The sequence below is a fragment of the Pseudomonas sp. SHLD1 genome (assembly GCF_028640935.1).
Classification (GTDB): Bacteria; Pseudomonadota; Gammaproteobacteria; order Pseudomonadales; family Pseudomonadaceae; genus Chryseomonas; species Chryseomonas aestiva.
Genome location: NZ_JAQZAD010000013.1, coordinates 810,044 through 824,046, shown reverse-complemented (window position 1 = coordinate 824,046; position 14,003 = coordinate 810,044). Strand labels below are relative to the sequence as shown.

At 63.9% G+C, this 14,003-nt stretch carries 12 protein-coding genes and 1 pseudogene; 2 read left to right on the top strand and 11 right to left on the bottom strand.

What is annotated here, in order from left to right; translation table 11 throughout:
* Positions 1-363: 363 nt before the first annotated feature.
* Positions 364-546 (bottom strand): hypothetical protein, encoded by a 183-nt coding sequence (locus PVZ77_RS09290; RefSeq protein WP_273807293.1) that lies wholly within the window; start codon positions 544-546, stop codon positions 364-366.
* A 615-nt stretch (positions 547-1,161) separates the two neighbouring features.
* Here PVZ77_RS09290 and PVZ77_RS09285 point away from each other — a divergent pair.
* Positions 1,162-1,683 carry a hypothetical protein gene (locus PVZ77_RS09285; protein WP_273807292.1) on the top strand — a complete coding sequence of 174 codons (522 nt, stop codon included), beginning with the start codon at positions 1,162-1,164 and terminating at the stop codon, positions 1,681-1,683.
* On the opposite strand, the gene PVZ77_RS09280 is transcribed toward PVZ77_RS09285, so the two are convergent.
* The 9 genes and pseudogenes from PVZ77_RS09280 to PVZ77_RS09240 form a co-directional block, all read right to left on the bottom strand.
* Positions 1,655-2,197 carry a lysis protein gene (locus PVZ77_RS09280; protein ID WP_273807519.1) on the bottom strand — a complete coding sequence of 181 codons (543 nt, stop codon included), beginning with the start codon at positions 2,195-2,197 and terminating at the stop codon, positions 1,655-1,657. The genes PVZ77_RS09285 and PVZ77_RS09280 overlap by 29 nt on opposite strands.
* Positions 2,197-3,501 carry an SGNH/GDSL hydrolase family protein gene (locus PVZ77_RS09275; RefSeq protein ID WP_273807291.1) on the bottom strand — a complete coding sequence of 435 codons (1,305 nt, stop codon included), beginning with the start codon at positions 3,499-3,501 and terminating at the stop codon, positions 2,197-2,199. Before PVZ77_RS09275 ends, PVZ77_RS09280 begins: the two co-directional genes overlap by 1 nt.
* 43 nt (positions 3,502-3,544) lie before the next feature.
* On the bottom strand, positions 3,545-4,063 hold the full coding sequence (locus PVZ77_RS09270; protein WP_273807290.1) for a lysozyme: 519 nt from the start codon (positions 4,061-4,063) through the stop codon (positions 3,545-3,547).
* Between the two features lie 129 nt (positions 4,064-4,192).
* The gene (locus PVZ77_RS09265) at positions 4,193-4,417 is read right to left on the bottom strand and encodes a hypothetical protein (RefSeq protein WP_273807289.1); all 225 of its coding nucleotides are present in this window, start codon (positions 4,415-4,417) and stop codon (positions 4,193-4,195) included.
* Positions 4,418-4,477: 60 nt separating this feature from the next.
* On the bottom strand, positions 4,478-5,164 hold the full coding sequence (locus tag PVZ77_RS09260; protein ID WP_273807288.1) for a hypothetical protein: 687 nt from the start codon (positions 5,162-5,164) through the stop codon (positions 4,478-4,480).
* Complete coding sequence (locus tag PVZ77_RS09255) at positions 5,164-5,442, bottom strand: hypothetical protein (RefSeq protein WP_273807287.1); 279 nt, start codon at positions 5,440-5,442, stop codon at positions 5,164-5,166. Before PVZ77_RS09255 ends, PVZ77_RS09260 begins: the two co-directional genes overlap by 1 nt.
* A complete protein-coding gene (locus PVZ77_RS09250) occupies positions 5,442-6,140 on the bottom strand; it encodes a phage tail tip fiber protein (RefSeq protein ID WP_273807518.1) in 699 nt (232 codons plus the stop codon). The genes PVZ77_RS09255 and PVZ77_RS09250 overlap by 1 nt, the downstream gene beginning before the upstream one ends.
* A gap of 2,322 nt (positions 6,141-8,462) precedes the next feature.
* A pseudogene (locus PVZ77_RS09245) lies at positions 8,463-11,465 on the bottom strand (host specificity protein J); the annotation flags it as partial.
* A 59-nt stretch (positions 11,466-11,524) separates the two neighbouring features.
* Positions 11,525-12,142 (bottom strand): tail assembly protein, encoded by a 618-nt coding sequence (locus PVZ77_RS09240; protein WP_273807286.1) that lies wholly within the window; start codon positions 12,140-12,142, stop codon positions 11,525-11,527.
* A 607-nt stretch (positions 12,143-12,749) separates the two neighbouring features.
* Here PVZ77_RS09240 and PVZ77_RS09235 point away from each other — a divergent pair.
* The gene (locus PVZ77_RS09235; RefSeq protein ID WP_273807285.1) at positions 12,750-13,232 is read left to right on the top strand and encodes a hypothetical protein; all 483 of its coding nucleotides are present in this window, start codon (positions 12,750-12,752) and stop codon (positions 13,230-13,232) included.
* Positions 13,233-13,239: 7 nt separating this feature from the next.
* Here PVZ77_RS09235 and PVZ77_RS09230 read toward each other — a convergent pair whose 3' ends face one another.
* A complete protein-coding gene (locus PVZ77_RS09230; protein WP_273807284.1) occupies positions 13,240-14,001 on the bottom strand; it encodes a C40 family peptidase in 762 nt (253 codons plus the stop codon).
* Positions 14,002-14,003 lie beyond the last annotated feature (2 nt).

Here is a 14,003-nt window from a genome sequence, read left to right as displayed (position 1 = left end):
TCACGGCTCGGGTAGGGGCTACCGGGGCGCTGGCTCCTGGTCATCGGCTTCACCAGGCTCGGGCGCTGACGGATCGTCAGGCGCGGGGACAGATGGGTCGGCGACATCGGTGTCATCGGGTTTCAATGGCTCAGCCGGAGCGGGCTCTGTCGCCTGCCCACCTTGCGACGCGGCGAGCTGGGCGTCGATCCCGAACATCGCCCTCGCGATCATTCCGGGAGCCTGGGGCGAACTGAATCTTTGCCAATGACTGGTGGTTGTGATCATGGGTCACCTCACAGTGAGACCAATATTGGCCTCACTGTATTAGAGGCGCTACCGGGGTTACCTGTTCAGTGGCCACTATTACCGATGGTCCCAGGCTCAAGGCGCCTGCTTTCCATTCTCTTCAGCGGTTCGCGACCACTGCGACAGCGCCTGCTGACGTTCCTTCGCCATCTTCTGCTGCCGCAGCTCGGCATTCCGGGCCTGGGTTTCTTCCAGCGTAGGCGGCGACTCTTCCCGCGGTGCTCCAGCATCTATTCGGCTTTTCGTTTGCTCGGACATATCCTGCTCCTGGGATGGCGACATCAGTGCAGCATGAGCAGGGTCCTGGCGAGTGTCGTTCCGTGACCATCATCACCAGCGGTCCGAACATCGCTGGCGCAATGGCGAGTCGCAGCAGCCCTTTCGCCCCGACAGCGGCCTTATCAGCACTGGCGGACCTATGCGACAATGAACCCAATGTCCGGCATGAGCATCGGCTTCATGGCCTACAGCTGGAAATCCTCCTCCAGACTTCCTTTCCACCTACGCTCGCTGAGTCGGCCAGGTTCAGTTCTGAGCAAGATTGCCAAGCTCGGTGTCGGTATCGAATCGGTACCGTCAGTTCCGGCGACGCCTTTAGTCCCTGATAGGTACCCCCTTGATCTCCACCGCTAACATCACCATGCAGTAAGTCATGGGTTTGTGTGGGGATCAAAGGGCAGTAACCACGCGGGTTTCGCCCCCACCACTCCCCCGCCTTGCCCGCTGAATTGCACCGATTGGCCCCAGAATTGGCCCCGGCTGCAGGCCCTCCTTCCGGCGTTCTGCCGAACCGAAACCCCCTCCTTTCGTCACCACCTGCTCGACATCCTCCCTGGCGGAATTACTGTATGCCCGAACAGTAAGGACGCGACCATGCTTTTCGACCCAGACAACCCCACCGTCACCGGATTGAGGGATTACCTCGCCGATGAGCGCGACCGGCTCAACTTCCCGGAGATGTGGCATCGGTTCTGTACAACTGGCTCCCTCGCGCTGCTGGAACGCAGGACCATCAGCCAGCCGGACTGCGTCGAATTCTGCGAGCTGGCTGATGCCGGGCTCGATCACTCGCGGGAGATCCGGGCGACCTGGCCTTGCGGCTGGGACATCCGCCTCAGCTACGAACTAACCTGCCTGGCGACTGGCAAGGTGTGGGCGACATCAGGCGGGCCCAGCTTCGTCAGGCCAGAGCTCGGGCGCCTGCCGGTGGGCCAGTTTAATCGTCGCGGCGAGGGACGCATCCACCTGGTGGACATGCGCCAGGAGCAGGTCCTCGGTGTGTTCGTCACGCCGACCGCCGCCGAGATCGAAGGCCAGCTCTATGAGATGGTGCTGGTCGGGCGCTGGGACGGCCAGAAGGTCGTGCCTATCGAGGAGCCAGGCACACCGCCTTGACGTACTGCTGCAGTGCCTTCAGGGCTGCCTGGTCGGCGATGATGCCGGCTCGGACGTCGAGAACGTTGCGTCCAGCTTCTGGAGAGAGTTCGACGGTTCCTGCATGGTCCACGCTGGCGGGGCCGGCGGCTGCGGGCACGCTGACGGGATTGGCTGGACAGTTGCCCGCGACCCGCACCCGGCCACCAGTAGCAAGGCGAGCCCGCAGGCGGTCATTTTCAGCGTTCGCATTCGTCAGTTCCTTGGTCGATTTCTGGTCAAGGTCAGCCAGGGCTTGCTGGGCATCCTGCTGTTTGGCCAAGGCCTCGCGCACTTGCTGGGCGGCGGCATTAGAGATCGTCGCGAGATCCGCCTGGTGGGCAGCGCGCTCGTTGGCGGTCTCGGTCTTGGCATCGGCCACCTGGCCAGCCAGGCGCCAGCCGTTCAGGGACCAGCCAATGCCAGTCCCCACGGCGAGCAGGACGACAACGGCGCCGGCGACAACCCAGGCCCTGTACTGCTCGATCACGGCCATCACGCCACCCTATCCAGCAGCAGCTGGAAGTAAGGCTTCACCGTGTCCTTGAGCAGGTCGTGTCCGAGATCGTTCGGGTGGACGTTGTCCCCCGTGGCGCCGTCCCGGATCTGGTCCTGGCCAGCAGCGTCGCGGCCGCCGGTGATCGCTGCGGCGAAGCCCTTGATGACGATCCCGCCGGAGACCCTTGGCAACCAGGTGGCGTTATAGTCCCGGCGCGCCTGGTCGTTTGCACCTACAGCCCGGTAGGCGGTATTGACCGGCGTGGCCTCGGGCAACAGAACCACCGGGCGTTGGCCAGAGGCCTGGAGCGTGGCGAACACGCGGCCGAGGGATCCGCGCAGCCGGCGAAGGGCGGCAGCGCTGATGCCGGTACCGGCCGTGACGTCATTACCCGACCAGGGCGAATAGGTCACGATGGTCGGCCGCACAGCGTTGATGTGGTCGGCCAGCATCCTGCTGTAGAGGTCCGGCGCCTGGGCGTGCAGCGCCGCGTTGAAGTATTCCAGCGGGCGCTCCGGGGTTGATAGCTCGTAGACGGCCCGCTGCATGGCGCCATAGTCCCGCACGTTGCCGCCAAGGCCTTCCTGGATGCTGTCACCCAAGATCATCACCTGGTGGCCGCGGGCCAGGGTCTGGTACTGGATCGCGGGCACCACCGCCTTCTCGTCGCCGCCACTGGCATAGACGCCATTCTGGGTGAATGCCGTCTTGGTGGTGACCCCGGCCACCTCCTGGTTCGAGCAGCGGTAGACCCGCGGCCCCGACCCGCGCCAGTAGTAGAGGTTGTTGTAGGGCATCGAGGCCACCGAGTTCGCCGGGAACTCGATCCGGACCATGACCACCGGCCGCCCGGTGCCGGAGTCAGTCCGCGGGATGCTGGCCAGGAACACCGGATCGGACCAAGTGATGCTGTAGCGTTCCTCGCCCAGCCGGGCCGGCAGATCCACTGAGGCGTTGCCGCTGAAGGTCAGGTCGATCCACTCGCCCTGCTCCGGCTGGGTGAACACCTGATAGTCAGCGGCCGGAACCGCAGCGGAGACGCCAACACAGGCCTTGACCCCCGCCACGACCGCGGTATGCACGTTAGGGATGCCGACCCGGAAGGACAAGAAGTCCGATTCCAGCTCGATCTGCATGTTGAAGGTCGTGGCATTTGTCAGCGCCTGGGGGCGCAGGCGGCCGAACAGGTGCTTGGTGAGGACGTTGGTTCCGGTGCTCATGAGCCCGGCGAAGCGGTCCCGCTCCTCCATCTGGTCGTAGACTGGGCCCATGGCATTCGGCAGGCGGCGTTGATACTGCATAGTCCCTCTCCTATGAGGTGACGCGGTTGTAGGTCTGCTCGACTCAGGCGGTGGCGCGCTTCGCCTGCTCGCCCGCGGCGATGGCCACCCGGGCGGTGGCGCCCTGGAACAGGGACTGTTCGGCGGTGCGGCGCTTAGTCAGGCCGTGCATGACCGCGCCGTCGTTCTTGTTCCAGCGCAGGAACTGCTCGGCGGCGCCGGCATAGTCCTTGGCGTTCAGCTTGCGCAGGAGCGTCGATTCGCCCAGGCCCTCAGCCTTGCCGTTCCGGTTCTCGTCCAGGCCCACGTTGTAGGCGAACGAGACCAGGGCATCGAACTGGCCCTGGGTCAGCGTGACCTTGACCAAGCGCTGGACGCCGGCCTCGGTGGCTGCGAGGTCCTGGAGGAAGGCGGCGTCGGCCTGCGCCTGGGTCCAGACCAGGCCCTTCTTGACCCCTGGCCCGGTGTGCCCCCAGCCGATGGTCCAGGGGTGGCCGTCCTTGCTGCCGGGGTCCGGATAGGCGACCAGCCGGCAGCTTTCGAAGTGGTGCATGAGGGCGACGCCCTCGGCGGATGTCCGCATGGGTTTTCTCCGGGCACAAAAAAGCCCGCGCGGGGCGGGCTGTGTAGTGGCGTCCTCATGATCGTGAGGATTGGGGCGGATAGCCGGTGATTGGCCGGCCGAGTCCTCACGCTCGTGAGGACAAAGGGGTCAGGCCGATCCGACGTCGCCGGTCTGGGCGGGCGCCGCGTCCTCGATCACCGCGGAGGTCACCCGCACGCTGGCGCTGTACTTCTTCAGCAGCTGGGCGGTGCGGACCTCGATGCTGGGGTTGCTGTTGAGCATTTCTTTGGCCTTGGCCTCGGCTTCCGCCTCGGTGGCAAACTCCATAGAGGCGTCGAGGTTGTAGAACTGGGCGAGTACGACATAAGGCATAGCGGTGTCCTCCGGACATGAAAAAGCCCGCACGCGGCGGGCTTGATAGGATTGAGTGGATCAGTAGTTTTCGACGTCGACTACCATGATCTGGCGATTGCCACCGTTATAGTTGATGGCTCGATCGTTGCTGCTGTACGGGCGGACCATGTAGTAAATGTTTCGGCTACCGCACTTCACGGAATTGCCATCTGTCCAGACCGTGGAAGTCAGGCTTTCAATGCGCGTCGTCTGCTGGGTCATGGGCTGGACGATATAAGCCCACGCCCGGTTTGCCAGAACAACCGCTGGGTATTTCCCATAATTCCGGGTCTCATCTGAGTTCGAGTTCCCCAGGAAGAAGTCCTGCACCTTGAGGTACTTCATCCGGGAGTCGAAGACCGGCTCCCGCGTAGCAGGATTGCGCACGATGAACTTGCCCGCGGACGTGAACATCATCCCGTACTTGGGCAGGTCGAACAGCCAGAAGTCGACATCGAAGTCGATGGCGCTATCGGGGATCCCGTACAGCGTGTAGGTCACCTGCCCACCGTTAACCACCGAATGGGTAATGCACACCGGGTATGGCGCCCGCACGGCGAGGATCGGCTGGTCTGCGTTGACCGTGAAAGTCACCGTTCGGACGTAGGGGTTCGCCTGGCCCGAGGAAGCCGTGCGTACCCTTCCGGTCTGGCGCAGCGCGAGGTTGAAGTAGTCCGTGTCGATAGCCACGGTCTGGTTTTGGCGGCGAAGCTTGAAGCCCGGCATCAGTAGACTCCAAAGCGGATAACGGTCCCGACGGGCATGCCGCTCCAGATAATGGAGCGGCCTTCCAGACGGACTTGGTTGCCGGTGCTCTGGACGCCCTGCTGGTTCTCACTCGGCGTGAAGAAATAGAAGGGTGAGCCGGAGATAGAGTCGGGGATGTCGATCCGCCCGCTGGTAGTGCCGCCGTTCACCATGTGGGAGCCAACCAGCCGGACGATGCTTTCGCTCAGCTGGAAGATCACCCGGCCCTGGGCGTCTCTGTTGATGAACCCGGGCATCAGGTCAGACTCATTTCGACGAGCACCACGCCATCGGACACCATGAACAGTCCGTCCTGACGCATATGGATGTACCTCCCTTGAATAGTCTTGTTCTGGATCAGGATTTCACCGGCCCTGAAGTCGGTGATCAGCACCGGTGAGTTGTAACTGGTGCCGGTCGATGAATAGAGCGTTTCGCCGATAATCCCCTCACGGATATAGGCCTTGTTGATGAAGGCGGTGTCGATGAAGGTCTGGTTATTCACTATTGAGAAGAACGCCCTGCCCTTGCCATCGATGCCAGGGCCCAGGACCATGAACCGATCCGCCGCGACCGCTACGGTGGATTGCAGGCCGACATTGCCGCCGCCAGGCTCGATGCCGACCCCAATGCCGGCGAAGTAGTACAGCCCGTCCTGGGTGACGCCCAGCTTCACTGCCCAGTTGGCACTGACCTTTCCATCCGTATTGGCCTGGGCCTGGCTGATCTGCTGCACCGAGGCATTGGTGTTGCCCAGCGACGTCTGCAGCGTGCTGATTGAGGATGCCTGGGAGGTCAGCGTGGCGCCCTGCTGGGTCACCTGCGCCTGGGTATCGGTCAGCGCGGTGGCCGAGGCCGCAGCAGATCGACGCCCGATAGCGATGTAGGCGATGTCCACCACTGCGGACGTGTCCTGAGAGTTCAGGAAGTCGAACCGGATGGTAGAATTGCTCATCTTGGTCGACCAGGCCGTGTTGCTGGACAGATCGATCTCGATGTCCTGCCAGTCGGTGGTGTTCAGGTTGATGCTGAACGTCGCCGTGCGGGCCTCCGATAGCGCCCCATCTTCGTTGGCCCAGTAGATCCGGCCAGGATTGCGGGTGCTGTTGCGCCGGCGGATCCTCATCTTGATCAGGTAGTTCTGCGCGCCGTTGGTATTGGCGAACGTTGGCAGCCGGAAGTTGGCGTAGCCCGTCAGGGTCGCGTTCTGCTGGTAGGCCGTCAGCGTTGCCCCACTGGCGGCCTGCTCCAGATAGGCGCCACGCAACGTGTTCAGGAACTCAAAGTTGACGCCCGCCGCGAACATGCCGGTGCCGGCGATCTGCGCCTGGAGGTTGGTCAGCTGGGTGGCCTGGCTGGTGATGTTCCCCTCTGCCGAGGTCACCCGGGTCCCCAGGTTAGTGGTTGCCGTCGCTGCCGCGTCCGCCGTGGCCTGGGCCTGCTTGGCGGCAGTGATGTTCTCGCAGTGCCAGTCGGTCACGTACCAGGTGGCCGTCTCGGCGTTCAGCGTCTCGATCTGCAGCATGGGGTTCAGGAACGTCTGCCCGGCCGGGATCGTGTGGTCCCAGGTCACCCGGGTCCAAGTCTGCGTGACCGCAGTAGGCGGCGAGCTCTGGTAGGCGGTCCGGCCGCCGAATGGCGTGGTCGCCCTCGTCGCGTAGTGCTGGAACGGGCGGGTGCCAGTGTTGGCCCCTGCGGCCACCAGGGCGCTGAACCGGTAGACGTCGCCCGCTTTCACCGGGAAGTTCGGCAGGCTGTTGATGTCCGGGAAGTTGTCCCGGGCGGTGATACGGGCCGCATAGGGGAACGGGCAGTTCGCAGGCACGCCCGCCGCGGTGGTCTGCACGATGTAGAAGCCCATCGTGTTGAAAGCCGGGTCGAACGTGGGGTTCGGGACCATGTTGAACGCCTGCTGCACAGCGCCTTTGATGCTGGTGCTCAGGCTGGTGATCTGGCTAGATTGCGACGCGATGCTGGTGCCCTGCTGGTTGACCGTTGTGGTCAGGCCGGACAGCGCGCTGGCGGTTGCATCCTGCTGGTCCGACAGGACCGCATTATTGTCCTTCCACCCGCTCGGAACACCGGCCAGCTCGACCTGGGCATCGTCCCACTCGACCGTCCCGCTGGTCAGCGTGGCGGTACCCACCATGCGCAGGAACACCGTAAAGGTGGCTGTGCCTGCCGGCAGCGTATGGGTGACGCTCTGCCGCTCCCAGCCCCCCGACGCAGTCCCTCCCTTGCCCGCGACGGCAAGCTGGGTGCCGCTGGAGTTGTAGGGGATGATGTAGATCTCGTACCGGCAGCCTGCGGTCATCCGGAAGTAGACCGACAGGGTAAATTCCTGACCGACCTGACCCACCATGCGCCTGCTGGTCGCCGGCACGTACTCCATGTACTTGGTCGCCGACAGATCGTTAGATTCTGCCTTCTGCGCGGTGCCAGTGGACTTGTAGGTGGACGGAACCACCGTGTTGTTCGCCGCAGCCTGGCCCTGCTTCGTCCAGCCGTCCGCCACGCCATTGCTGCCGGTGTAGCGATCGAAGGAGGAGTTGAACAGGTAGTTTTGGCCGCCGGCGTTGCCCAGATTGCTCTGCAACCGGGTGATGCTGGTGGCCTGGCTGGTGAGCGTCCCCTCTACGTTGGTCACCCTGCCGGCCAACTGGCTGGTGGCCGTGGCCTGCCCGGTGAGGCTGTCGATGACCGTCTTGTTGTTGTCCTTCCAGCCGGTCACGGTCGTGCCCAGCTGCAGCTGCGCGTTATCGCAGTCCACGGTAACGGTGGAGAGCGTGGCGGTGCCGTAGACCCGCAAGATCAGCCGGATGCCGACCGTCGAGGCCGGGCATTCGCCCAGGCAGGTTAGCCGCTGCGCGGTGCCGTCCGCGACGATCCGAGTACCCTCCGCGTAATAGACGGCGTTGCCGGCGGCGTCGAAGGCGCGGAACGCCACGAACACGACAGCCCCTGCGGTCGCCTTGACGTACATCGACGCCGCCAGCTTCTGCGCACCGGTGACGACCTTGTTCCGGACGTCCTCGTTGTAGATGTAGGCGCCGGCGGACGCCGACATGCTGGTCAGCACCATGCGCTGGGCGAAGGTCTGGGCGTTCAGGAAAGAGGCGACCTTGCTGTAGGTCTTGCCCACGTTGGCATCGCCGTCGGCGTACCAGCCGGCAGCAACTGCGGCGCCATCGGCCCAGGTTTCAAAGCCTGGGTTGTAGAGCAGGTTTTCGCTACCGCTATCGCCCAGCGCCGCGTTGATGCTGGTGATCGCCGAGCCCTGAGCGGTGACGGTATTGCCCTGGCTGGTGACCTGATTCTGCAGGGCCTGCACGGTGGTGCTTTCGGCCTTGCCAGAAACCGAGGTCTTGAGCTGGGTGATGTCGTTGCTGTTGGCGGTGATCTTGCCGTCCTGGGTGCGGACGGTGTTCTCGGTGGAGGTCACGCGGGAGGCCAGCCCATCGCCTTCCCGGATGATTGCCCCGGCATCGCGCCAGTAGGTGGTCGCTGGCGGCGCATTGCTGCCATCAGCGGCGGCTGGCACGTCCTTCTTGGCCTGGAACAGGGCGTTGTCCACCGTGACGATGGCGCCGGCCTTGTAGGCCTCGGTCTTCTTGTACTCCTGTGCATCGGCCAGGTCGCCGATCTGATCGAGCTGGTTCTGGACGGCGTCAAGCTCCTGCTGCAGGGCACTGCGGGTCTCCGCGATGCGGCTGCTGACCGATCCCGGGACCGAGGCGTCAGCGTCGACAAGGTCGATGCGATCGAACAGCTCCTGGCCCAGGGCGCTGTGGACGAACTCCTCGGTGATGAGCTAATTGTACTCGGTGGCATCCGTGCTGGCGGTGCCCACGGTCCAGTTGGTCCAGGGGCCCACGTTGCCGATGCGGTCGATCAGCCGGCCACGGAAGAACAGGCGAGCTCCGGCCGCCAGGCCGTTCAGGGTGTAGGTGTTGGTTGGGAACGCGAACAGACCCATGCTCTGGGCGTTGTCGCCCTGGGCGGTGGTGGCCTGCTGGATCTCGGTATAGGCGCTGTCCCCTGCCCCTTCGGCTGGGAATGCCCAGTCCAGGGTGATCTTCCAGGCGCCCGCGGTGGTTTTCAGCAGGGCGAGCGCCGGCGGTGCGCCGACCTTGCCGGTCAGCTGCGTCAGGCTCGACGTCTTCCAGACCGAGGCGATGTCCACAGCGTTGACCGCACGCACGCGCGCCAGGTAGCCGCCGGCGTAAATGCTCGGCACGTCGACAGCCAGGCTGCCAGTGCGCTGGATGCGAACCCAGTTGCCGCTGTCCTTCCGCCACTCGACGTCGTAGGCGACGGCGCCAGGCACCGCCTCCCAGGAGATGGTCATGGTGGTGACGGTGATGCCCTGGTTCACCGCATGGTAGGCCGACAGCGCCACGGTGGCCGGTGCCTCGACGGTGCCGGTGGGCAGGATGCTGACCGGTCGGCTTTCCAGCTTGGCGCCGGTATCGATGGCGGCGAACTTCGACGGTTCGAACTGCAGCGCCGAGATTTCGAAAACGCCCTCCTCCGGCCTGGTCGTCTTCATCACGCGGTACAGCGGCACCGCCAGGTCGTCGGCGTCCAGGGTCCAGACCAGCTCAGCCTGCGGGGTCTCGCTGTAGGCCGTGGTCACTGCGATCTGGCGGCCAGCCACCTGGCGAATGGTGCGCCCTTCACAGGCGCCGCTGGGTAGGTTGATGATCAGTCGGTCGCCGGTCTTCGCACGGGTGTCGCGGTCCAGGGTGATGACGGTGCCGGCCGCCGCGCTGATCCGCCCACCGATCTCGGCGCCGGAGATGAGCTTGTCCGCCACCGGGATGACATGGCCTGGCAGCGGAATACGGCCGTCCATGCCGACGCGGAAAGTCACGGTGCGGTCCTGGCTATTGGTCAGCAGGATCCATTTGCCGCGGCGCTGGGCCTCGGACTCGCGCGTGCAGCCGATCGCACTGATCTCGACCGGGTTGTCGCCATAGCGGCGCTGCAGCTTGGCATCCGAGGCAGCGGCTACGTCGGTGTCGTAGTTGTTGGCCGGATTGTCGAAGCTCACCAAAGCGCGGGTATACCGGGTCCGCTCGCTGGCCGAGCCATAGGTGAACTTGCCGTCAACGACGTTCGCCCGGGTGAAGGCGAAATCGAAGTCGGCCGAGCGCGGGATGTCCGCCTGGACGTTGAGCTGGCCCTGGGCCCAGTAGGTCATGCCGCGATAGATGGCGGAGATGTCACGCAGCAACTCCCAGGCGCCGGTGCGGCTCTGCAGGTTCAGGTCGCAGAGGTAGCGCGGCTCTTGGCCTCCCTTTCCATTGGGCACGAGCTGGTCGCAGTACTGGGCGATCCGATAGAGCTCGTACTTATCGACCATCCAGGGCTTGATGCGCTTGCCCAGGCCGAAGCGGTCGTTGGTGGCGATGTCGAAGGTGATCCAGGCCGGGTTGTTGGTCCAGGCCGACTTGAAGCTGCCGTCCCAGACGCCCGAGTAGGTGCGGTTCACTGGATCGTAGGTGGTGGGCACCTGGACCTTGCGCGCGTCGCACTCCAGGGTCACCGCAGGGATGTTGCTGAACTGCTCAGCGCTGAACTCGACGTAGAGCAGCGCCGTATTGGGATAGCGCAGCTTGGCGTCGATCACCTCGGTGATGCCCGCGATGGACATGGTGTCGGCGATGCGGTTGTTGTTCTGGTTGGCGGTGATCCGGCGGACGCGGATCTGCCAGCCGCTGATGGCCTTGGGCAGATCGATCCGGCGCGAGCGCTCGTAGCGGGTCGTGGTCTTGCCGTCCACCGCCTCGAGCAGCACCTGCTGGTAGGCGCCGCCGTCGGTGGCCACGTCTACCGCGTACTCGATCCGGTAGCCATTGATGTTGCCCTCGCTGTCCTGCTGCTGCAGAGCCGGCCAGGAAAAGCGCAGGCGCACGGCGGAGAGCTGGATGTTGCTGATCGAGCGGACCCAGGCCGCGGTGCTGCGCAGCTCCACATTAATGGTCGTCTCGTTCTCCACCGACGGCAGGCCGGGGATATAGGACTGCTCGACGGTGCCCGGGCGCCACTCCCAGGCGACACCGGTGAAATTGCTATTGCCCTGGGCATCGGCCAGCGGGGTGTTATCGAGGTAGATGGTCTGCGCAGCGGGCGCTCCAGCGAACTCCCCTTCGCCCACGGCAATGAGCATCTTGGCCTTGGCAATGCTGCGCAGGCTGTCGGTGGCTTCGGTGGGCTCCTTGGGCTTGCTGCTGCCGCCCTTGCGGCCGGTGAGTTCGGAAGACAATGCGGCGGTCATGCGTTACTCCAGGGCATGAAAAAGCCCGCACTGGGCGGGCTCGGATGTTCAGGGGGAGATCAGGTGGCGTCTTCGGCGTAGATGCCGGCGCTGATGATGGCGCCGCCCCAGCGCCTACGGCCGTAGCAGATCGGGACGGGGTTTCCGCTGGCGGTAGTGTTCTTGGCACTGCCGAAGGCGTAGCTGGGCTGATTCTCTGGCGCGGCGCTGGTTTTGAGACCCTTAGCCTGGGGGCTGAGCATCTGAATGACACCGCCGGCTACGAGGCCAATACCCGCCGATACCATTGCGCTACCGATAGGTGCAGCAAGTCCCCCGGACAGCCCCGACACGAACAAGCCAGCGACGATCAAAACCGCCCCGACAACCGTCTGCAGCACACCTGCTCGCTTGCTACCGCGCAGCACCGGTACGATCCGAATCTCCCGGGTACCGCACAACTCGAACCGGTCAGCTCCGACATTTTCACGATTGCGGAAGACCGCGTAGACCAAGCCGCGGCGTTCTAGGGCGACGATGGCTTCGCGGAAGCCGTCCAGGGTATTGCGCAGGGCACTGAAGGCCTCCTCGGCAGTACCCCGATCCAGGAAATAGCGATGGGTGCGACCGAACAAACGTGCCAGCGGGCCAGATAGCTTGATGGTGGTCGCCGGGGTGTAGTGCGCTGCAGATGCCATGGTTTCTCCAGGTATGAAAAAGCCGCCCGGAGGCGGCTGATTACAAGCAATTTTGGGCAGCTGTTATCCACCCGCCCGTTCCGGGTATCCATTGGGCTGGCAAGCGCACAGCGACACGAGTTCCCTGGGGCGTTTGATCCGCGGTTGCCATGGCAACGACCCCGTTGTAAGTGGCGGATGCGACAATCCGAACACCTGTCTCGGTCTCGACTGAAGTTGTTCCAGGATTAAAGTCCTGCCACTTCGGTACCAGGCACCGCGAATACTGGACCGGCGATTTCTTGCTGACCCCGACAAATGCAGGTTCCTTTTCTGAAAGCCCAGAAGTTGTACACCCCGCCAGCGTCATCGCGCCCAGTCCCATCACAATCCACCGCATAACGCCTTCCTCGGCTAATTTTCGTCGAGTCTAGCGCAAACGAGGGGTAGCACTGCTCGCAGCGCAGCTGCAGAGAGAGGGTGACGACAAGGCACACCTGTCGAACCGCTCGGCAGAGCCAACACCCTCAAGTCAGGAGAATGGTTGCCGATACGTTGCGCTACCGCGCTTAAGCCGGCATCCGAAGCAGGTCATACGACTTCGCTTCTCTCTCACCAAGGAATGGTCATGCTAGACACCAATCTTGCAATCAAACTCGCGTTATGGCTTTGGGAAAACGCTGCCGCCGCTCTATTTGGCGCGGCAGTCGTGTGGATCACTGGCCGCGGTATTCATCGTCTGAAATCAGCCGTGAAAACCAGTCATGCCAGCCTTCTCAGATCCCTGAGAGCTCTCACCAGGCGCTTCGAACTACGCGAACGTCGTTGGACCCGAAAGTATCGATTCGACTCGGTTTGGATTGACCGTGAAGTGAGTAGAGGCCATACAAGCCAGATCATTTTCCTGCTGTGGTTTGGGCTATGGATAATCGCTATGGGCCTGAAAGAGAGCTTTCTAATCACTGACGCCCCTCTCGCGCGGTCTCCAATCGCCGCGATGGTTTCTGCTGTACCGATGTACCTCTTCGAGATCGCATGGATTAGATACTCAGGCCGAGCAGCAAAACTCATCAACTACCGGCAGAAGGTCCGCATTTGGCGTTGGCACTAATCTACAACTACGGCGGTGGCGCGCTTCGATGACGCAGGATCAGCCGCGCCCGCTCGTGCCAGTTCCCGCCGTAGACGATGACCTCCGAGGGCCGCCCGTGCAGGTGGTGTAGCAAGAACGGGCCTGGGCCGAAGACCTGGGCCTGCTCACCCGGCAGCGTAGGGTCGGTGCCGAGGTAGATGCCCGCGTGGTTTGGATGAGCCGTGCGCCCGATCTGCAGCACTATCATGTCGCCGCGCTGCGGCCGGTCCACCGGATAGAACCCTGCGGCCTCGTAGTGCTGCTCGTAGAGGCTGTCGTTCTCCGCCAGCTCCCACCAGCCATCGGTGCGGCTATAGGCCGGAAACTCGAGCCCCCATTCCCCCCGGTACCATTCGGCGCAGATAGCCCAGCAGTCCTGGACGCCGTGGACGAAAGCCCGCCCCAGCAGCGGTACGTCTGCTTCCGGCACCAGGGTTCGCAGATCGCCCTCCGGCCAGCTCAGGATGTACCAGGTCAGGCCAGAGGCGTTGCACATGGCGACGTCCGCCGGCGAGGGCCTGCTGCTGGCGTCCGGATGGCTGTGCACCACGGCCAGGATCTCGCCCTGGTCCTCGGCGACAGCATAGGCTTCAGGCGCGATCCGGAACTCCTCGCCCGGGTCGGCCGCGGTGTTCTCGCACGGCACATACCGCTGGCGGCGCCCGTCCTTGATGACCAACCCGCAGCACTCGCGTGGGTAGACCTCGGCAGCGTGCGCCTGCACGGCCGCCAGGATGTATTTCAGCATGA